The sequence below is a fragment of the Chryseobacterium sp. SIMBA_038 genome (genome assembly GCF_046535115.1).
Lineage (GTDB): Bacteria > Bacteroidota > Bacteroidia > Flavobacteriales > Weeksellaceae > Chryseobacterium.
Genome location: NZ_JAWRXH010000002.1, coordinates 759,832 through 781,446, shown reverse-complemented (window position 1 = coordinate 781,446; position 21,615 = coordinate 759,832). Strand labels below are relative to the sequence as shown.

At 34.3% G+C, this 21,615-nt stretch carries 20 protein-coding genes; 6 read left to right on the top strand and 14 right to left on the bottom strand.

What is annotated here, in order from left to right; genetic code table 11:
- Window positions 1-57 precede the first annotated feature (57 nt).
- The gene (locus tag SB689_RS09845) at window positions 58-687 is read right to left on the bottom strand and encodes a TetR/AcrR family transcriptional regulator (RefSeq protein WP_072409035.1); all 630 of its coding nucleotides are present in this window, start codon (window positions 685-687) and stop codon (window positions 58-60) included.
- Between the two features lie 97 nt (window positions 688-784).
- On the opposite strand from SB689_RS09845, the gene SB689_RS09840 reads away from it, so the two are divergent.
- From SB689_RS09840 to SB689_RS09825, 4 genes are all read left to right on the top strand, one after another.
- Window positions 785-1,411 carry a TatD family hydrolase gene (locus SB689_RS09840; RefSeq protein ID WP_410691944.1) on the top strand — a complete coding sequence of 209 codons (627 nt, stop codon included), beginning with the start codon at window positions 785-787 and terminating at the stop codon, window positions 1,409-1,411.
- Window positions 1,404-2,129 (top strand): ThiF family adenylyltransferase, encoded by a 726-nt coding sequence (locus SB689_RS09835; RefSeq protein WP_410691943.1) that lies wholly within the window; start codon window positions 1,404-1,406, stop codon window positions 2,127-2,129. Before SB689_RS09840 ends, SB689_RS09835 begins: the two co-directional genes overlap by 8 nt.
- Window positions 2,130-2,278: 149 nt before the next feature.
- Window positions 2,279-2,662: a ribonuclease P protein component gene (rnpA, locus tag SB689_RS09830; RefSeq protein WP_410691941.1), complete on the top strand. Its 384-nt coding sequence runs from the start codon at window positions 2,279-2,281 to the stop codon at window positions 2,660-2,662.
- A 214-nt stretch (window positions 2,663-2,876) separates the two neighbouring features.
- A complete protein-coding gene (locus tag SB689_RS09825; RefSeq protein ID WP_410691938.1) occupies window positions 2,877-3,485 on the top strand; it encodes a DUF4126 domain-containing protein in 609 nt (202 codons plus the stop codon).
- A 57-nt stretch (window positions 3,486-3,542) separates the two neighbouring features.
- Here SB689_RS09825 and SB689_RS09820 read toward each other — a convergent pair whose 3' ends face one another.
- The 13 genes from SB689_RS09820 to SB689_RS09760 form a co-directional block, all read right to left on the bottom strand.
- On the bottom strand, window positions 3,543-5,690 hold the full coding sequence (locus SB689_RS09820) for a hypothetical protein (protein ID WP_410691936.1): 2,148 nt from the start codon (window positions 5,688-5,690) through the stop codon (window positions 3,543-3,545).
- A gap of 1 nt (window position 5,691) precedes the next feature.
- Window positions 5,692-6,216: an LptE family protein gene (locus tag SB689_RS09815; RefSeq protein WP_410691935.1), complete on the bottom strand. Its 525-nt coding sequence runs from the start codon at window positions 6,214-6,216 to the stop codon at window positions 5,692-5,694.
- Window positions 6,213-6,911 (bottom strand): DUF4013 domain-containing protein, encoded by a 699-nt coding sequence (locus tag SB689_RS09810; protein WP_410691933.1) that lies wholly within the window; start codon window positions 6,909-6,911, stop codon window positions 6,213-6,215. Before SB689_RS09810 ends, SB689_RS09815 begins: the two co-directional genes overlap by 4 nt.
- 7 nt (window positions 6,912-6,918) lie before the next feature.
- Window positions 6,919-8,211 carry a sigma-54 interaction domain-containing protein gene (locus SB689_RS09805; protein WP_410691932.1) on the bottom strand — a complete coding sequence of 431 codons (1,293 nt, stop codon included), beginning with the start codon at window positions 8,209-8,211 and terminating at the stop codon, window positions 6,919-6,921.
- A gap of 123 nt (window positions 8,212-8,334) precedes the next feature.
- On the bottom strand, window positions 8,335-8,769 hold the full coding sequence (locus SB689_RS09800) for a hypothetical protein (RefSeq protein WP_410691931.1): 435 nt from the start codon (window positions 8,767-8,769) through the stop codon (window positions 8,335-8,337).
- A 60-nt stretch (window positions 8,770-8,829) separates the two neighbouring features.
- Entirely contained in the window at window positions 8,830-10,278 is a 1,449-nt protein-coding gene (miaB, locus tag SB689_RS09795) for a tRNA (N6-isopentenyl adenosine(37)-C2)-methylthiotransferase MiaB (protein ID WP_410691929.1), read from the bottom strand.
- 98 nt (window positions 10,279-10,376) lie between these two features.
- Window positions 10,377-11,102, bottom strand: coding sequence for an energy transducer TonB (locus SB689_RS09790; RefSeq protein WP_410691928.1), 726 nt, complete (start codon window positions 11,100-11,102; stop codon window positions 10,377-10,379).
- A gap of 98 nt (window positions 11,103-11,200) precedes the next feature.
- A complete protein-coding gene (locus tag SB689_RS09785; RefSeq protein WP_066754263.1) occupies window positions 11,201-11,686 on the bottom strand; it encodes a hypothetical protein in 486 nt (161 codons plus the stop codon).
- A 97-nt stretch (window positions 11,687-11,783) separates the two neighbouring features.
- A complete protein-coding gene (locus SB689_RS09780) occupies window positions 11,784-13,028 on the bottom strand; it encodes an MFS transporter (protein ID WP_410691927.1) in 1,245 nt (414 codons plus the stop codon).
- On the bottom strand, window positions 13,028-14,761 hold the full coding sequence (locus SB689_RS09775; protein ID WP_410691926.1) for a thiamine pyrophosphate-dependent enzyme: 1,734 nt from the start codon (window positions 14,759-14,761) through the stop codon (window positions 13,028-13,030). Before SB689_RS09775 ends, SB689_RS09780 begins: the two co-directional genes overlap by 1 nt.
- A gap of 198 nt (window positions 14,762-14,959) precedes the next feature.
- A complete protein-coding gene (gene lysA / locus SB689_RS09770) occupies window positions 14,960-16,159 on the bottom strand; it encodes a diaminopimelate decarboxylase (protein ID WP_185097278.1) in 1,200 nt (399 codons plus the stop codon).
- Window positions 16,160-16,419: 260 nt separating this feature from the next.
- A complete protein-coding gene (locus tag SB689_RS09765; RefSeq protein WP_410691925.1) occupies window positions 16,420-17,643 on the bottom strand; it encodes a PolC-type DNA polymerase III in 1,224 nt (407 codons plus the stop codon).
- Window positions 17,644-17,957: 314 nt separating this feature from the next.
- Window positions 17,958-19,484, bottom strand: coding sequence for a helicase HerA-like domain-containing protein (locus SB689_RS09760; protein ID WP_410691924.1), 1,527 nt, complete (start codon window positions 19,482-19,484; stop codon window positions 17,958-17,960).
- 318 nt (window positions 19,485-19,802) lie between these two features.
- On the opposite strand from SB689_RS09760, the gene SB689_RS09755 reads away from it, so the two are divergent.
- Together SB689_RS09755 and SB689_RS09750 are read left to right on the top strand one after the other, a co-directional pair.
- Entirely contained in the window at window positions 19,803-21,212 is a 1,410-nt protein-coding gene (locus SB689_RS09755) for an MBL fold metallo-hydrolase (RefSeq protein ID WP_410691923.1), read from the top strand.
- Between the two features lie 10 nt (window positions 21,213-21,222).
- The gene (locus tag SB689_RS09750; RefSeq protein ID WP_410691922.1) at window positions 21,223-21,588 is read left to right on the top strand and encodes a rhodanese-like domain-containing protein; all 366 of its coding nucleotides are present in this window, start codon (window positions 21,223-21,225) and stop codon (window positions 21,586-21,588) included.
- Window positions 21,589-21,615: the final 27 nt, after the last annotated feature.

Here is a 21,615-nt window from a genome sequence, read left to right as displayed (position 1 = left end):
TGCAAAAATATAACTTTTTTGTCAATAGATTTTTTTTTATGAATATTTAACGTAATTTTAGTCTGCAGCGTATCCCAAAATTGCAAAAACACTCATCAAAAGATTCATTCTTACCTTTTTTTCGGCTTCTTTACCGTAAGCTTCTTCGTTTTTACTCGGAACATAGAGCTCATAAAAGTTTTTATTACGAATTACGAACAATGTAGAACCTATAATTGTGGTCAAAACATCCTCTGGTTTTGGAGTGAATGTAAAAACTCCGGACGTAACGCCTTTTTTTATGACTTCATCTAATTTTTTAACGAATAGTTGATAAAAATCGAGAAGTTCATCCTTTAAATTTTCTGTATGGCGAAGTTCCTGAGTGACAAATCCGTGAAAATAATTATATTTAAATAACTGAGAGACAATATATTTAATAATTTCCTTCATCTGCATCTCCGGTTTCCCATCTTTGATCGTATCTGCAAATTCTGAAAAGTTTTCCCTAGTCTTTAAAACCCTGTATTGATAGAGATAAGACATCATTTTTTCTTTAGAACCGAAATAATAAGAGATCATTGCGACATTAATATTGGCTTTGGAACAGATATCCCTCACCGATGTTCCTTCGTATCCTTTTTTCGCAATCAGCTCTTCGGCGATGTCTAAAATATGGATTTGTTTTTCCGTAAATTTTTTCTTCATGAAGTGTAGTTTGAGTAAAGTTAAGAAATTTTTAACATATTTATAAACGTTCGTTTAAGAATTTTATATTAATTCTAAATAGTTAGTATTTTTGTACATGGATTTTTTTGATTTTCATCATCATAAGAAAAATGTGACTTACGGAATTTATAATTTAGACTTAAATAATATTCCGCCCGATTCGCTGTATTCTATTGGGATTCACCCTCAAGACATTAGTATTGAATCAATTGATAATCAAATTGATTGGTTACAATCAAACATCAATGAAAACTGTTTTGCAATCGGAGAATGCGGTCTGGATTCTTTTGTTGAAATTGATCAAAAAATTCAGGAAGACGTTTTTTTAAGACAGATCAAAATTTCGAATGAAGTAGAAAAGCCTTTAATTATTCATTGTGTAAGAAAATTTTACGAAGTGATTTCCTTCAAAAAAAGAGCTGAACAGGCGATGATCATTCATGGTTTTAATAAAAAACAAAGCATTGCCGAAGATCTGCTTAAAAATAATTTTTATTTGAGTTTTGGAAAAGCGGTTTTGTATAATTTATCTTTGCAAAATATTCTGAAAATTACCCCTTTAGACAAAATCTTTTTAGAAACTGATAATGAAGATTTTTATATTGAAGATTTATATCAAAAAACTTCAGAACTCAAGGGAATTTCTTTAGAAAAACTGAACGAACAAATTGTAGAAAATTTAGAGACAATAAAAAATGGATAAAAACTGGTTGGAGAGAACGGAACTTCTCATCAAAGAAGAAGGTTTGGAAAGATTGAATAAAGCGACTGTTCTGGTTGTTGGATTAGGCGGAGTTGGCTCTTTCGCGGCAGAATTTCTGGCACGAGCGGGAGTCGGAACTATGACGATCGTAGATGGCGACACGGTAGATATCACAAACATTAACAGACAGTTACCTGCTTTACATTCAACCATCGGGAAGCATAAAGTAGAGGTTGTTGCAGAAAGACTTTTAGATATTAATCCTCAACTTAATTTAACCAAAATCAATGAGTTTCTAAATCCGGAAAGAATGGATGAAGTTCTTGATTCTGCGAAATTTGATTATGTTTTAGATTGTATCGACAGTGTAACGCCAAAACTCTGTTTAATCATTGCTGCAAAAAGAAGAAAAATAAAAATTGTAAGCTCAATGGGAGCCGGAGGGAAGACCGATCCTAGCAAGGTAATGGTAAGAGACATCAGCAAAACTGAGCATTGCCATCTTGCAAGACAGGTAAGAAAAAGATTAAAAAAAGAGAAAATTGATAAAGGCGTTCGTTGCGTTTTTTCAAACGATATTCAAGATGAAGAAAGCCTAAAAATGACAGACGGAACTAATTTTAAAAGATCTTTTTACGGAACGATAAGTTATATGCCTGCGATTTTTGGATTGTATACAGCTTCGGAAGTTATTAACCATTTATTGAAAAAAGATTAATTTAATTCATAATAAAAATGCTTCGGCTCCGCTCAGCATGACATTTCTACTACTAGCTGTTTTTCACAGCATATTTGTAGCGCTGTCATGCTGAGCGGAGTCGAAGCATCTCAAACAAACAAAATATACCTTATATTTACACCCTGTAAATGACAAATTTCAAATATCCCGGAGCCGAAAAACTCAAAAAAGACAATGAGATCACTTTACTTTTTGAAAAAGGTAAATGGAGAACCTGTGGAAATTTGAGAATTATTATTCTAAAAGATAAACCTACTTTACCTGTAGAAGTTTTAAAAATTGGAGTTTCTGTTTCTAAACGATATTTCAAAAAAGCAGTTCACAGAAATCGCGTAAAAAGATTATTACGAGAATGTTACCGTTTGAATAAAGATCTTTTCAGGGAAGCTTTCGGTGAAAAAACGATTGCGATGCTATTTTGGGTTTCGCCTGAAATGCCTGCTAAATTTCAGGATGTGGAAGCGCAGTTTATTAAGCTTTGTCAGTCTAATCAGCCTCAGAAAAAATCTTAATCTTTCTATTTTTCCAGAATAAATAAAGTGTAAACATTTGTGAAAATCTGTGGTTATAATTATTTATTTTTCTACCACAGATTACTCAGATTTGCACAGATGATTGTGTGATACTTTCTTGCGCTTAAATCTGATTCGCTGAGAATTAAAAATTCATTAAAATCTTTGCATACTTTTTGTAACTTTATGGGAAACAATTAATCTGAAAATTAAAATGTTAGATCATGTTCCCTTTCTACCTTATGTTTTGAGTGCATTTATCGGTATCGGACTGGCTGCTGCGACCGGCTTCAGAGTTTTTCTGCCAATGTTTGCGGTGAGTCTCGCTTCATATCTTCATTGGATTCCGACGAATGAGAGTTTTGAATGGCTTTCCGGCCTTCCGACGCTTATCACAACCGGAATTGCTACGGTAGCTGAGATCCTCGCTTATTATATTCCGTTCATCGATCATTTATTGGATACGATCTCTGTTCCGATGGCAACTGTGGCTGGTTCTGTTCTGTTTGCGAGTCAGTTCGCAGATTTAGGAACTTTTCCGCAATGGGCTTTGGCTTTGATCGCGGGAGGAGGAACAGCAGCAACCATAAGTTCAGGGTTTGCGGGACTTCGGGCAGCTTCTACGGCAACGACAGGCGGATTGGGAAATTCAGTTGTTGGAACTACAGAAACAGCAGGAGCGGGAATTATGACTGTTTTAGCAATGGCAATGCCTATTTTGGCTGGGATTTTTGCTATAATTTTAGTTATTCTCGTTGTCGTTTACGGACGAAAGGCATGGCGAAAATTGAGAAGTAAGAAAAATGTCGTCAATAATACATAAAACAAAAATGCTGAATCTTTAGGACTCAGCATTTTTTATATTTTCTTTTTTTTAATCTTAGTTTTTCCCTCGGATATCCTTAATTTCTTGGATTTTCCCTTCAAAATATTCTTTCTTTTCAGGATGTTTGGTTATTAATATATTGAAAGCTTTAATCGCTTTTGTGTACAATTTCTGTTCGAAATACAGAGTCGCCAAAGTTTCTGTCATTAGATGTGAAATATCATCCGTTTTTTCCTTCACAACGAAATTAACTTCATCTTTTAACTGAGAGATTTTAGGGTTATTTTCTATGAAAGATTCAATAACCTTATTTTTAATTTCAGTTTTTACTTTGTCTACAGGTTCTGTCTCTTCTATCGTCTCAATATCTTCTACAGTTTTTTCTGTTTCATCAGACGGTCTGTCGATTTTCAGCCAGCTTTGCCATGTATTGATAAATCCGGGAATATTGCTGTCTATAGGATTTACCTTTTCGGCAGGAGTTTCTATAATCTCCTCTTTTTCCTTTTGCTGTTCTTCTTTAGCTTTATTGGCATCAACCGCCCAGCTTGAAATAATATCTGAATTAAAGAAAGAGACATTCAATGCCGGAGCTTCTTCCTCTTCCTCGTCTTCTTCTACAGTTTCAGGTCTTTTAATTTTTCGTTCGACAACAGGCTCTTCGACAGTTTCGATTTCTTCAGGAAGTTCTCTTTCTTCAACTTGTTGAATAATTTCCTCTTTCTTTGGAGATTCTTCTTTTACCTCTTCAACTTTTGGCTGAGGAGTTTCTGTTGATTTATTAAGTAAAGAATCCGGAACGTGAGACTCGAAACTCATTTGTTTCCATGCAGATTTTGCTTCTTGTGGTTCTTCTGCGACAGGTTTTTCTTCTGGAAGTTCTTCGTTTACAGTTTCTTCAACTGTTTCAAGCTCGTCAGATTTATTTTCAACTAATTCAGGTTTCTCTTCCTCAGTTTTTTCTTCAATAATTTCTTTTGCAGGTTCTTCAACATTAAAACTTTGAGTTTCTGCAAAACTTATTTCATGTCCTGAAATTTCAGGTTCAGTTTCTTTTTGTTCAGAAGAAACTTTTACCGTTTTCATTTTTTTCTCAACCTCTTCAATCAGACGTCTCATTTCATCTTCATGCTTGTTGATGTTTGGCTGAGGAATTTCTTCGCTTACAACTTCTTCAACAGTATTAGATTGAATTTTAACGTCAGGAAGGAAAGAATCTGTTCCGTGGAAACTTAATTCGGCATCATTATTTACCTTTTCAGTTTCACTTTCTGAAGTAATTTCTTCTTCATTAATGATTTCTTCGGGAGTAAATGCTATTTTAGCTTCAACTTCATTAAGCTCTTCATTTTCAACAGAAACCGATTCAGTTTCTTCAACTAAATCATCTTCTTTAGGTTCATTTTCAATTAAAGAAGGTTCTATTTCATGGAAGCTAATATCAGCTTCATTATCAATTTTTTCTTCCTCAACTTCTGAATCTACTTTCTCTTCATTAATAATTGTTTCAGGAGTAAATTCTGCAATTTCTTCAACAGGATTTTCTTGCTGAACATCCTCAGAAATTGGTTCTTCCTGAATATTTTCTACCTCATCAATTACCTCTTCTACTTCTTTCTTTTCAGCTTTTTGAGTAACAATAGATCCTGATTCTAAAGTAGATTCCAAATCAATAGTTTCCAAAGTATCATCATTAAGGAAGTTTTCTTCACCTTCAAATAAGATACGGTTTCTTTCACCGTCAACGTGAAGATGCTTAATTTCCGGTATGATTTGAGCCTGAAGAAGAAATGCTTCTTCGTGCTTTTTATCTTTAACGATTTGTTCGGCTTGCTCTTCCTTGATGATCTGCTGTTGCTCTTTTTCCTCTCTTTTAATAGGAAAACTACTGCTTTTATAAATATATTTGAAGGTATTTGCAGAAACCAAAGGCTTTTGCTCTTCAATAATTTCGGGTTTTGGCTTTTGCTTAATCTTACCGTTGATCAACTGATAAAGAATTTTCTTATCCGTTGTGTAAGCAGCCGTTGTAGAAAGCTCTTTCTGATAATTTTCTTTATCATAAAGATGAATCCCATACAGATGTAAAGCTCTGATATTTTGAATGTAAGGAAAAGAATTGATCTCCTCTTTCAAAAGAGTAAGATCTTCTGACTGTATATTTTTGGGGTTCTTTAATAATTCTAAAACTCTTGGATTCATTTTACCAATTCGCTACAATATCGTTAAATATCTTGTTAATGATTCTATCTGTTGCAATCTTCACCTGTGAAGCCTCTATATCTGATTGTGATAAATTACTGTTGAAAACCGCTTCATCAGAATATGTTCTGTCGAAACTTGAATCCGAATGGATTTTGTTTTCATAATGTACTTTCACTGTGATTGTTAATTTGTTTTGAGAATCCTGAACAATTCCTCCCGTCGTTTGATTGGTCGTAGAATTGGATCCAATCGTAGTCGGTGTTATAGAATAGTCTGAAATCTCACCTTCGATCAAAATATCCGGATTTTCTTTGGTTCCCTTTAACGTCGTTCTCTGTAAAAATCTGTTCTGAATATCCGTTGAAAACTGCTGTGACAAGGCAGGATTCACCAAGGCAGCATTATTCGGAAATTCATTGATCTGTACCGTCTTCTCGTCCGTTAAAGATGAACCTGTAAAAGAATAACACTGCTGAAACAATGTAAGAATTACAAATCCAAATATAATTTTCATTTTACTCATAAACCCTGCTTTTGATTTTGCGTTTCTAAAATATCTTTAAAGCTGACATATTTAATACAGATTCCGATTGGCGCAGTAAAAAGTATCCCGATTCCGCAAGCAATGATTCCTAATTCTGAAATTACTCCAACAACAAGGCTGAAAACCAATATCATAAAGAAGTTTTTCTTCGCAATTTTCCAAGAAAGTGAATATGCTTTTCTTACACTTTGAACTCTGTAAATCGAAATTAACGGCTGTACAAAGTAAAAAGAAATTGCAAATGCAAATATCAGCAATATAAAAAGTATCATCCAAACTCCCATTCCGCTTGCAAATAACGCAGTCCCGACATCACCTGTACCATCACCATATCTTGCCGCCATTATCATTGGAACCATAGACACTTGAATAGGAATCATCAATATGAAAATTGCCACAAAAAGCAATATCATAAATTTGAAATATACCCAAAAATCTGTAAAATCAAAAATATCACCGGCCTGAACTTTTTCTCCTGTATCTACTTTTCTACAAATTTTATAAAAATTCCCCATTGCCAATAATCCGCAAAAAGGAATAATGCACATTACAATGGCAAGAATTGTAGCTACTATAAATCCGCCAATATCTTTTTTGAAAAGTTCAAATCCGTCTGAAACGTATTTTCCGATGTTAAAATTGTATCCTCTTTTAATAATTAAGTCAAAATCCATGGTTAGTTTAGTCTTCTAGGTTATATTGTTTTATTTTTCTGTATAAAGTTCTCTGTGAAATTCCTAACTCATCGGCCGCTTTGTTTCTGCGTCCTTTATGCTTCTCCAACGCCTTGATAATCAAATCTTTTTCATTGTTTTGAAGAGACAGAGATTCAGGTTTATTTTCCTCAATTTCAATGTCTTCAAAATCTTCATAGCTGTCATCATTATCAGTATTTGATATGATGGTCGGCGTCTGAACAGTTGGGTTATTATTATTTTCAAAATACAATAAAGAACTTGCCGGTGCTGCCTGCTGAGGCTCAGGAGTATAAATTCTGCTGATCAGATTTTTTTCCTGATTGCTAAGATCTGCTGTTCCTCTGTTCTTTATCAGTTCCGAAGTTAAGGATTTTAAATCATTAATGTCATTACGCATATCGAAGAGAATTTTATACATAATTTCTCTTTCGCTTCCAAAATCATTCTGTTTCTGATTGTTAGGAGCATTTACCACCATTGGCAAATGGGTTTCCATTGGGATATATTCTGATAATTTTTCTACCGTTACGCTTCTGTCACGCTCTACCACGGTCATTTGCTCAACCAGGTTTCTTAACTGACGAACATTTCCCGGAAAAGTATAATTTTCAACATAATGAACGGCATTGGGCTCTAATTCCAATTCCGGCATTCTGTATTTTTCGGCAAAATCGATAGCAAACTTCCTGAATAACAAATGAATATCACCTTTTCTTTCTCTCAAAGGCGGCATATCAATTTGCACGGTATTCAAACGGTAAAACAAATCTTCACGGAATCTTCCGTCATGAATTGCCTTCATCATGTTGACGTTGGTAGCTGCTACAATTCTCACATTGGTTTTTTGAACCTGTGAAGAACCCACTTTCATGAATTCACCGCTTTCCAGTACTCTTAAAAGACGAACCTGCGTCTGTAAAGGAAGTTCACCAACCTCATCAAGGAAAATCGTTCCGCCATCTGCGACTTCAAAATATCCTTTTCTGGTACCTGTTGCCCCTGTAAAAGCTCCTTTTTCGTGTCCGAATAACTCTGAATCGATCGTTCCTTCCGGAATGGCTCCACAGTTTACGACAATATAAGGCTGATGTTTTCTTTTAGATTCTGAATGAATGATTTTGGGGATAAATTCTTTCCCCACTCCACTTTCACCGATCACCAACACGGAAATATCCGTTGGTGCTACCTGAATAGATTTTTCTAAAGCACGGTTTAGAGCCGGAAAATTTCCGATAATTCCGAAGCGGTTTTTTATATTTTGTAACTCGTTACTCATAAGTAAATTTTTGATTATTGATTTAATTTTATCTACAGATTTTAATTTATTCTGTAAAATTTGTTGATTTTTTAAAACGATTAGATAAACTTTTAAAGCTTATTTTCATCACAATTATTAATTCTAACTTATTAAATCCAAATAATCTTTGTTTCTGACTTTTGAAACTTTACTCGTAAAATATATGTTTTCGACAAAATCATAATCTTTGATCTGTCGTTCAAAATTTTCTAAATTTTTATTGTGTTTGTTCTTCTGAGAAGAATTTAATCCAAGATAATCTTTATAAAAGTTATGATGTTGATTGGGTACAATTGTTTCTCCAATTGCATCAACTGCTTTTTGTTTTTGATTTAAAGAGCAATAATCGGTTGTTTTTCTCTTAGTTAAAAACTCCAACGACTGTTCACAATCCTGAGTTCCCAGAAACTTACTGTAAACTTCCCACAGCCTTTTACAGTCATCGCTTTCGACGGTACCGTTTCTGACGTGGGCAGAAATATTATTGCAAATGATTACCAATAAAACACTGAGGCAATATTTATGAAATTTTTCCATTGTCTGTTTATTATTGATAATTATTTTTCTTGAATATCTATTTTCTCGTTGAAGAACAAATTAGTTCAGTGTATGTTCAATTTTTCTTCCTAAAAGTGTGCCTTGTGTGTTATCATAAACGAAAACATCCACAATGTCACCTAATTTTTGCCCTTCAAGCATATCAAATACGCAAACGGCATTTTGAGAATTTCTTCCTTTCCATTGCTTTTCATTCTTTCTTGAAACACCTTCGATCAAAATACGGTGAACACGTCCAACATATCCTTCCATTCTTTGTCTCGACAATTCTCTCTGTAAATCAATAACTTCTGCCAAACGTCTTTGCTTAACCTCAGCCGGAACATCATCTTCCATTTTCTTATGAGCAGGAGTTCCTGGTCTTTCTGAATAAGAGAACATATAACCGTAGTCATATTCTACTTCTTTCATTAAACTTAAAGTATCTTGGTGATCTTCTTCCGTTTCGCCACAGAAACCAATGATCATATCTTGAGAAAAAGAAATATCGGGAACAATTTCTTTCGCTTTATTAATTAAATCTAAATATTCTTCACGAGTATGCTGTCTGTTCATCGCTTCCAGCATTCTGTTGCTTCCACTTTGAACAGGAAGATGAACATAATTACAAACATTGTCGTGTTTCGCCATAATTCTGAATACATCCAAATTCATATCCTGAGGATTAGATGTTGAGAATCTTATTCTCATATTTGGAACCGCTTTGGCCACAAGATCAAGCAAATGTGCAAAATCAACAGCTGTAGCTTTCTGCATTTCAGATGCTTTGGCAAAATCTTTTTTAGGCCCGCCTCCGTACCAAAGGTAAGAGTCTACGTTTTGTCCTAAAAGCGTAATTTCTTTATATCCATTATCCCAAAGACCTTTACATTCTTCAAGAATTGAGTGTGGATCGCGGCTTCTTTCTCTACCTCTAGTAAACGGAACGACGCAGAATGTGCACATGTTATCACAACCTCTCGTAATCGTAACGAAAGCTGTAACACCATTTCCGCCCAAACGAACAGGATTGATATCTGCGTAGGTTTCTTCCTTAGAAAGAATTACATTGATAGCATCTCTTCCGTCTTCGGTTTCTTTTAAAAGATTAGGTAAATCTCTGTAAGCATCGGGGCCAACAACAAGATCAACCAATTGCTCTTCTTCTAAAAATTTGGTCTTTAATCTCTCCGCCATGCAGCCCAAAACACCAACCGTCATGTTTGGTTTTTCTTTCTTCAGCTTTTTGAACTGAGCAAGACGCATTCTCACCGTTTGCTCCGCTTTCTCACGAATGGAACATGTATTTAAAAGGATAAGATCCGCTTCTTCTACTTTAAGAGTGGTATTGTATCCCTGATCATTAAGAATAGAAGCAACGATCTCAGAATCAGAGAAATTCATCTGACAACCATAGCTCTCTAAAAATAATTTTTTAGAATTTCCATCTCTTTCAGCAATCGCAAAAGCTTCTCCCTGCTTGGTCTCGTCTATATATTTTTCCTGCACTTTTGTAGAAATTAAATTTTAGAAATTGGGTTTTATATCAATGCTAAAAATAGTTTAGTTTGCAAAGATACAAAATATTGTGCCAGAATGGCAGATGATTATTCAAAACTCATCGTCAACGGTAAATTGAATTTGGATCTTATTGGAATACCATGTAATGTCGCCGGTTTCCATTTACCTTTTATTCTTCCGACAGAATTCAAAGCTTCCTTATTAAAACTTTTATTCTCTGATTCTTTTGTTAAATATGGCTTTTCCATATTACCATTTTCATCAATTTCAAATGTTACCACGACTTGAAAATATCCTGACTTAATAGCGCTAGAATTAAATACTTTGGTCAATTTCTGCCTAAAACCATTTATCCCTCCATCAATAAATTCTGGAAGTTTATAATAATCTTTAATATCATAGTCCTCTTTGTATTTCTCAAATAGATAATCTGGAAAAATCATGTGTCTAGATATTGCCGTATATTGTTTCTCGTCTACTACAAGGGGATTCCAACCTTTTAAGTATTTAAAAACTTCACGAGTCACTTCATAAGCACACTTGTTTTTCTGAATTGACAAAGTATCATCGTCTTTCACGAACTTAATTGTAGAATCAGGATAGATAGCAACATCAATTGCATAATATTCATTTTTATTTTCACAAGGCTTAATATTCTTTTCAACTAAAATATCATGAAAATCCTTATAAAATTGCTTATTTCCACCTTTATACGATTCGATTCCGTGAGGATATTTATCTATTATTTGCTGTGCATTATAAATAAGGCTTATAAGCATTAATAAAATCAGAATAAATTTACTTTTAATCATTTTCATAAGTGTTTGAACTAAAATCAACTTTTAAAATATATTTTGAATTAACAAGAATCCATTCTTTTGTTACAGGTATTCATTTTTTATTTCTTTTATTACAAATCGGTTGAAATAGATGACAGATTCATTTTTATTTTAACCTGAGAAGTGATTGGCTGGCCGTTGCAAGATGCCGGAATCCAATTTTTTTTGATTCTTCTCACCACATATTTCATGTCATCAAAGAAGACTTCACTGTTGGATACTTTTGGAGATCCTTCAATTTTAGTTACTTTTCCAGTCTGGTCGATCGTTAATACAAAATTGAAATCACCATTCAAAACATAAAAATCAGAATTCAGATAATCAAACATATATTTTCTCAATGTTTCTTTATAAACCAATACTCCACCCTCAAAAGCTGCAGCTTTAAAATCGTTGCAGTTTTTTGCAGCAATTTGCAATAACGGCTCTTTGATATCTATTTTTAAAAGATTCTTATTGCTTTCCGAAGTAAAAGTATCGTCTCTTTCTTCAACATCTTGTTGTGCAAAAGCAAAATTTGCCACAAAAAGTCCGATGAATAATGCTAAAGTTTTCATGAATATATTTTTAATAGAGCAAAATTACATCAAAAAAAAGCTTCACACAAAAGTGTAAAGCCTGATTAAAATATTTAATTAAATTTTAATGTAAAAACTATGAAACTATTGTCTGATTCTGAGCTTTACTTCCTGTTTCTTTCAACATTAATGAAACACAAATCGCTAAAACAATTCCCACAATCCAAAATAAAATCGAATGTTGAAAATGTAGATCTCCGGAAGAAATATCTAAACTTTTCCCGAACCATCTGCTGAAGATGGGACTCAATAAAGTAGTAACTCCAAAAGTGATAAAATTAATGGCTCCTGTTGCGCTCCCTTTTACATAATCAGGATTAGCTTCTTTAATAACAGAATACGGAATCATCGCTGCTCCGGAACCTAATCCGAGAATGAACATGCTAATTTTTGCAGGATACAAATCCGGAAGATAAATTAACTGCAATAAACTGATGATCATTAAAACTGCGCCAGCAATCAAAACAGGTTTTCTACGACCAATTTTATCTGTAATAAATCCTAAAAGCGGACATCCGAACACCCACCCAAAAGCAACCATCGCACTAGTAATCGCTGCTTCATGAAAAATAAACTGTTTATCTTTCTGAAAAAAAGCAACCGCCCAAGTCATGGCAAATATCGTTGTTGGAGCAAATAAAAGCCCAGAAACAATCCCACAAAGCCAAGACTGTGGATTTTTAAAAACGATTTTATAGGGTTCTAAATAACCGATATGTTTTGTTTTAGCTTCCTCAGAATTTTCAGATTTATTTTCATTGGGAATCACAAAAAACAGCCCGAAAGCGGTAACAATCGTGGCAATTCCCGACCAAAGCCAGAATGTATCAATATTTACACCTTTTTCAACCCACGGTCCTACTACAAATTGCCCGGCTGTTCCGCCCAGCATTCCTATACATTGTGTAAAACCGATGGCCGTAGCCAAAGATTTTGAAGAGAAACCTTTACTCGCCAAGTAAACACAGCCCGGAAATGCAAAAGCACAACCTGCACCTTGTAATAATCTTCCAGAAACTCCGGCAACCTGACTTGAAATTAAAAATAATAAACAGCCAAATCCCAAAATTAAAGTTCCGACAAAAAGAGATTTTTTCCCTCCGAATTTATCTAAAGCAATTCCGGCAATCAAACTACAAGTTGAATAGGTGTAATAATACGTTCCCACCATACTGATCAATTTCAGTTCGGTCGTATTAAAATTATTAACCAATTGCGGAATCATCACCGCTGGCGCAGACCTGATCACGTAATCTAAAAAGTAAAAAATAAGCCCAAATGCCCAGGCGATAATGTAGAATTTCTTTAGAGAACTACTCATTACAACAATCCTTTAATATGTTTATAGTTGCTTTTTACGGTATCTAAAGCTTCTTCCATTTTTCCGCCAAGCATTAATTGTGTCATCGATTTTGTCATTCCCAATACCTGATCGAATTCGATTTTTGGAGGTAACGCCAATGCATTAGGATTTGTGAAAATATTTAATAAATATGGCCCGTCATGGTTTAAACATTCCGTAATTGCGTTCACAACTTCTTCAGGTTTATGAACATTTTTTCCGGGATAGCCCATTGCCTGTGCTACCATTGCAAAATCAGGATTAATCATATCTGTTTCGTTATCGGGCATTCCTCCGACTTCCATTTCCAATTTTACCATTCCAAGTGTTCGGTTGTTGAAAACGATCAATTTTATCGGAAGTTTATACTGAAAAATAGTCGCCATATCTCCTAAAAGCATTGATAATCCACCATCACCACACATTGCGATAACTTGTTTATCTGGATGAGCCAAAGATGCTCCAATCGCCATAGGCATTGCATTCGCCATTGAACCATGGTTGAAAGAACCTAACATTTTACGTTCACCAGTTCCTGTAATATATCTTGCTCCCCAAACACAGCACATTCCTGTATCTACAGTGAAAATGGCATCTTTTTTTGCAATTTGATCAAGAATATGCGCAACATATTCCGGTTGAATAGCATCTTCTTTTCCGGAATCTTTCACATAAGCCATCTGACTTTCTTTTACTTTTTCGTAAAATTCCAATTGCTGATTAAGGAAATGAATGTCTGTTTTTTCTTTTAATAAAGGCAGTAAAGCTTTGATGGTTTCTTTCACATCACCCGTCAGACCCAATTCCAACTTGGCTCTTCTTCCCAATCTTTCAGGACTTTCATCAATCTGAACGATTTTATTTTTAACAGGCATGAATTTCTGATAAGGAAAATCTGTTCCTAAAAGAATCAGCAAATCAGCTTCATGCATCGCGTGATAGGCGGAAGGGAGTCCCAGAAGCCCGGTTAACCCAACTTCATTAGGATTATTAGGTTGAATCGCCATTTTTCCTCGGAAAGAATATCCCACAGGAGCTTTTAAATATTTTGATAACTCTACTACTTCGGCATTGGAATTTTCTGCTCCGATTCCGCAGTAGATGGTTACTTTTTCGCTTTCGTTAATTAAACTTGCCAACTCATTCAATTCATCATCAGAAGGACGAATAATTGGGTTTGTTTTAAATATTTTATTGGAAGTTGTTGCTTCTTCAGCATCTAATTCTGAAACATCGCCCGGAAGTCCGATCACGGCAACTCCTTTTTTAGAAATAGCATGCTGAATGGCTGTTTGAACCGTTCTTTGAACCTGCTCTGGTCTCGTGATCATTTGATTGTAGTAACTACAGTCGTCGAACAATTTTGTAGTATTGGTTTCCTGGAAATAATCCATTCCCATTTCTTCGGTCGGAATCGTTGAAGCAATAACCAACATCGGAACGTGAGAACGATGCGCCTCGTAAACACCATTGATCAAATGAACGTGTCCTGGCCCGCAACTTCCTGCACAAACTGCAAAACCGTCAAGCTCAGCTTCGGCGGCAGCGGCGTATGCTCCAACTTCTTCATGCCTTACATGAATCCATTCGATGCTGCTTTTTTTTACTGCAATATTGAGGTGATTAAGGCTGTCGCCCGTTACTGCATAAATTCTTTTTACATTTGCGTTTTCGAGCATTTCAACAATTTGCTCTGCTATGTTTTTAGCCATAATTAATATTTTTGTGGGTTTTCTATTCGAAAAAATATAGAATGTATATGGATTAATTAAGACTTTTTCTTCCGTAAAGAATCATCTCTCTATCAAATTTAGGCAATAATTTAAAACTGATGTTAAACAATTGATTAATTTTTTCAATCAATATTAAAAAAAGAACTCTGTAATTTCTTACAGAGCTCTTGGTATTATTTAGATTACTTCAATCTGATTTCTCAATAAATCTTCAAATTCATCTCTTTTACGAATTAAGAGCGCTTTTCCGTCTAAGAAAAGAACTTCAGCTGGTTTTAATCTTGAATTAAAGTTTGAACTCATTTCAAAACCGTAAGCTCCTGCATTATGGAAAGCCAAAACATCGCCTTCTCTTACTTCATTCAATTTTCTATCCCAAGCGAAAGTATCTGTTTCACAAATATTTCCAACTACGGTATAAATTCTTTCTGCACCTTTTGGATTAGATAAATTTTCAATCTGATGATAAGAATCATAAAACATTGGACGAATCAAATGATTAAACCCAGAATTAACTCCAACAAAAACGGTTGCTGTTGTTTGTTTAATTACATTCGCTTTTACTAAAAGATATCCGCTTTTTCCAACCAGGAATTTCCCTGGCTCGAACCATAATTCGAATTTTTTACCTGTAGATTTTGAAAACTCAGCGATTACTTTTTCTACTTTTTTGCCTAATGTTTTCACATCAGTTTCTTCTTCGCTGTCTTGGTAAGGAATTTTGAAACCACTTCCCATATCCAAATATTTCAGGTTCGGGAAATGCTCAGAGAGTTCCAACATGATATCTAAAGCTTGCAAGAAAACATCAGGATCTTTAATTTCGCTTCCTGTGTGCATGTGAAGACCTTCAACATTCAGGTTTGTACTTTTCATCACTCTTTCGATGTGACGAACCTGGTGAATTGAAATACCAAATTTGCTATCGATGTGACCTGTAGAGATTTTATAATTTCCACCTGCAAAAATATGCGGGTTGATTCTTACTAAAATTGGATACGTATTTCCGTATTTGTTACCGAACTGCTCGAGAATAGAGATATTATCGATATTAATGTGAACTCCGTGCGTCATTGCTTCCTCGATTTCAGCTAAGTCGACACAGTTTGGAGTGAATAATATTTTTTCTTTCGTAAATCCGGCTTTTAAACCAAGCTTTACTTCATTAATTGATACACAATCCAAAGAAGCACCCAAGTTCTTGACATACTTAAGGATATTAATGTTTGTCAACGCCTTCGCCGCGTAGAAGAACCTTGTGTGTTTTAAAAAAGAAGATGTAAGTTTCTCGTATTGAATTTTAATCGATTCTGCATCGTAAACGTACACCGGTGTGCCAAACTCATTGGCAATCTTTAATAATTCTTTTGAATTCATAATTTTATTTTAGCATAAAAAAGGCAGATTCTTCCTAAAAAGAGTCTGCCAAAGTATTATTTTTATGCAAGGCAACTCTTTTAAACATTCCAAACCTTAGAGAACTTTACAGTTCCCTTTTTTCCAGCTTTATTTTGTTTAAAATTGTGCATTGCTTTGTTTTATTTTTTACAAAAATACTAATTCTTTTTTATTTCAAGAAAATTGTTTGAAAAGCGCTCTCTTCTTGATAAGAATTAATATGGGTTTAGAATCTTGTTTTATTTTGGTAATGGCAACGTTTCAAAGTCGCCACGAAGTAACGCCAACTGCAAATCATTATTTAAATCTGCGGTTGATAGAGGCAGATCTATTTTTAATTTAGAGATCATACTCAACGTCTGAATTTGGGTGAAGAGTTCATAAAAACCGTAAGAAACAGCTTTTCCGTTTTCTATAATTAAGAATAGTTTTTCGCCTAATTTTCTTCCCTGTCCAAGCCAAAGCTCGTTTCTTTTTTTGAAATCTATTTTCTTTTTGAAGATATTAATATCAGTATATTCTTCAAAAGTTCCAATAAACTGGACGGCTTTTGTACCTTGAGTAAAAGATTTAAATTTCAGAATTGGTCTTTCTGATTTATTCAGCTGATTTTTCTCAACGATATATTTATTATTTCTAAAATAAAGTCCGAAAGGATAAACTTCTCTCTTTTTGATATTTTTTGAGTTCAATATCAACTTGGCAATGATATCTGTTCCGGTAAGCTCAAAATTAATTTGGGTAACTCCCGTCTGAATTTCTTCCCATCGCTTAGATTTGGAATTAAAAACTTTCTTAGAAAATTTATTAATATCCTGAACATAATCGGAAAAGATAATTTTCCCGCTTTCGTTTTGGAAATAGACAAAGCCTCTTTCATTCGGAAGATCTTGCGTTAACTGCTTGATCTTATTGATGTAAGTATTGGCATTTGTTTCTTCGTGCTGTTCCTGAATGATCTCATTTTTAGTGTCTTTCGAAACCAAAAGTTTAAATAATTCTAAGGTAGCCCGTGCATCACCATCTGCTCTGTGATGATTTGTTAAAGGAATTCCCAACGATTTCACCAATTTACCCAATGAATAACTTACCTCATCAGGAATCAGTTTTTTAGCTAAAGGAATTGTATCTAAAGTATTGATTTTGAAATCATAACCAAGCCTTGCAAACGATTGGCGAAGCATTCTGTAATCGAAATCGATATTATGCCCAACCAATGTTGTATTTTGAGTAATTTCGATCACTCTTTTTGCAATTTCATGGAATTTTGGAGCAGTTTTGACCATTTTTGGTGTAATATTGGTCAATTTCTGCACAAAAGGCGTGATATCTCCTTCAGGATCTACCAAAGAAATAAACTGATCGACAATCTTCTGACCATCATAACGGTAGACAGCAATATCTATAATGCATTCTTTCCTGTAACCTGCACCATTACTTTCTATATCTATTATTGAATACATTATAATCTGTTATACAGCTAATTTTATGATTAATACTAATAATTACTGCCATCAAAATCCCTACAGTAGCCAATAAACTACGTACATAACTTATGCCATAAATAAAAAGGATTTTATACCATCTTCCCGATACACCCTCACATTATGTAAAAATTCATTGTTGAAATCAACTTTTCAAACAACGGATACATCTATTTTTTATCGATGAATAAAGGCAGTCGTGCTAAATTAACAAAAATTATGTCAAAAAAAAGTAAATCTTGAATTTAAACTATCTATAATTATATTGAAATTGACAAAATCAACCCATATTATTATCTTTTTCTGCCTCCCAAACCAAACATTCCTAAAAGAGCTTTTGCCCCTTCACGCATTAAAGTACTGGTAAATGTTCTTCCTGCTTTGCTTTGTAAAACTTTTTCAAACATTCCCGGTTCTTCTTTTACAGGTCTTGATTTTTGGGTTGGAGCAGAATTTTGAGCTGCTTGTTCCATTCTGCTTGTTAGCATTTCGTAGGCTGACTCTTTGTTTATATCTTCTTGATATTTAGCAACTAAACTAGAATTATTCACTAAATCAGAAACTTCAGAATCACTTAAAACATCCATTCTGGATTCTGGAGAAATTAAATAGGTATGAACCAACGGTGTAGGAATTCCTTTTTCATCTAAAGCAGTAATAAATGCCTCCCCAATTCCTAGATTTTGAATTAAATTGGAGGCATTATAAAATTCCGTTGTCGGATAATTTTCAACTGCTTTTGATATTTCTTTTTTATCTTTTGCTGTAAAACCTCTCAGCGCATGCTGGATTTTTAACCCTAATTGAGAAAGCACACTTTCAGGAACATCGCCAGGAATCTGAGTGATAAAATAAATCCCAACTCCTTTAGAACGAATCAGTTTCACCATCGTTTCAATTTGTGAAAGCAATGCTTTTGAAGATTCATCAAACATTAAATGAGCTTCATCAATGAACAAAACTAACTTTGGCTTTCCGCTGTCTCCTTCTTCCGGAAAAGTCATATAAATTTCAGCAAAAAGAGAAAGCATAAACGTAGAGAATAACTGTGGTTTATTCTGAATATCAGCAACTCTCAAAATATTCACAACCCCTTTTCCATCTCTGGTTTCAAGCAAATCATGAACATCAAAACTTAATTCACCAAAGAAATCTGCTGCTCCCTGCTGTTCCAAAGCAACGATTGATCTCAAAATAGCGCCTAAAGAAGCCGGAGCAATTGAACCGTAGTTGGAAGCTAGTTCAGCTTTTCCTTGTGCGTTATCTGTAACGTATTGCAGAACCTTTTTCAAATCATTAAGATCAATCAAAGGCAATCCTTTATCATCAGAATATTTAAAAACAATTGACATGATACTTTGCTGAGTATCATTCAATTCTAAAATTTTACTTAATAAAACCGGACCAAATTCGGTAACAGTCGCTCTTAATTTCACTCCTTTCCCTCCAGAAATGGTCATCAATTCTACCGGAAAAGCTTGTGGATTATATGGAAGCTGCGTTTTAGCATATCTTTCTTCAATAATCGTATTCATTTGTCCTGCTTCTGCAATCCCTGAGAAATCGCCTTTGATATCCAAAACCAAAGACGGAACTCCCGCATGAGAAAGCTGCTCTGCAAAAACCTGTAACGTTTTGGTCTTTCCGGTACCGGTTGCTCCGGCAATAAGTCCGTGTCTGTTGATTGTTTTTAAAGGAATGGTTACATTAATTTCTGATACCACTTCGCCGTCCAGCATTCCTTTTCCTAGTATAATATGTTCACCTTTTGGGGTGTATCTGGGAGTTAATTCTTCAATAAATTTCGCTTTATCTGCCATTTGTTCTTTTTTAACTTATAAATATAAAATTTTTTATAAAACTTTTAATCATCGAAAGAATATTCATGATTTAGTTCAGCTTCAAATTTCTATAAATTTTGCTTAAATTAGTCATGCTAATAAAGAAAATCAGAGAGAATATTTATTATCATTAAAAACAAAATAAATATTCACTTACAATCTTCATATAAATTAGACTAAATAAAACTTTATAGATTTACTCTATTATTATCGATATTTTATTTTATCCCGTTTTTAAAAAATAAAACACGATTTTTGTAGATTGAATAATAACAACAAAATTGTTAAAGAAATAAGATGAAAGTTGAACAAATATATACAGGCTGCCTTGCTCAAGGGGCATATTATATAGTATCAGAAAATGAAGCTGTAATTATAGATCCATTAAGAGAAGTTAATCCTTATTTGGCTCGCCTTGAAAAAGACAATGTAACTTTAAAATATATTTTTGAGACCCATTTCCATGCAGATTTTGTTTCAGGACATTTGGATTTAAGTAAGAAAACGGGAGCCCCAATTGTTTATGGACCGACTGCTAACCCTGATTTTGAAGCAATTATTGCAGAAGACAATCAGATCTTTGAGATTGGAAAAGTAAAAATAAAGACCTTGCACACTCCTGGTCATACCATGGAGAGCACAACCTATCTTCTAATTGATGAAAATGGTGTTGAAACTGCAATTTTCACAGGAGACACCCTATTTTTAGGAGATGTAGGAAGACCGGATTTGGCTCAAAAAGCAACCAATCTTACTCAAGAAGATCTTGCAGGAATTTTATACGAAAGTTTACACAGCAAAATACTTCCACTAGATGACAGCATTACGGTTTATCCGGCTCATGGAGCAGGTTCTGCATGCGGAAAGAATATGCAGAAGGAAACTGTTGACATCTTGGGAAATCAAAGAAAAACCAATTACGCATTAAATCAACCCGATAAAGAATCATTCATCAGAGAGGTTTTAGATGGATTAACAGCTCCACCAAAATATTTCGGAATGAATGTGGCCTTAAACAAAGGAGGTTACGAAAGTCTTGATGATGTTATGAATAAAGGATTAAATCCTGTCTCTGTTGAAGATTTTGAAAGTTTTGCAGAAGAAACTGGCGCTTTAATTTTAGATACAAGAGAACCTGCAGATTTCCAGAAAGGTTTTATTCCAAATTCTATTAATATTGGATTAAAAGGAGATTTCGCACCTTGGGTTGGGACGTTGATCGTAGACGTAAAACATCCTTTGTTACTGGTTTCTGACGAAGGAACAGAAGAGGAAGTGATTACAAGATTGAGCAGAGTTGGATTTGATAATGTTTTAGGATACTTGAAAGGTGGATTTAATTCTTGGAAAAACTCAGACAACGAAATTGATGAAGTAACAAGAATTTCACCTGCTGAATTTGCTGAACAATTCAATGAAAATACAAAAGTAATCGACGTTAGAAAGCTTGGAGAGTACTCTGCAGAACATATTGACAATGCTTACAACAAACCATTAGATACCATTAGTGATTGGGTAACCACAATTGATGATTCTGAACATTTCTTCCTACATTGTGCGGGAGGCTATAGAAGCATGATCGCAGCAAGCATACTTAACTCACACGGAATCAGAAACTTTACTGAAATAGAAGGCGGATATAATGGAATTAAAAAAACTGAAAAATTTCCAACTTCAGACTTCGTTTGTCAATCAAAAACATTGTAAGATTTTAAATATGAAAAATAAACTTCTCGGATTAATTCTTGTATCAATTTTTGCATTAACTGCATGTAAAACAGCAGCAACCGTAGACGTTTCGAACGCAAGCATCAAAAAAATAATCAATAATCCGGATGTTACTTTGGTAGACGTAAGAACTCCTGAACAATTTGCAGGAGGATCAGCAAACAACGCGATCAACGTACCTTTAGCTGAAATTATAAACAATCCTACATCTCTGAAAGGCAAAAAAGTAGTTGTTTTCTGTAATAAAGGAATACAAGCCGATGAAGCCGTTAAAATCTTAAAGAAAAACGGTGTTGAAGTTTATGACGGAACGAGCTGGAAAAATGTAAAAGGCATTCAGGATTCCAGCCTTTAAATATTGAAACTTTTAACTAAAACCAAA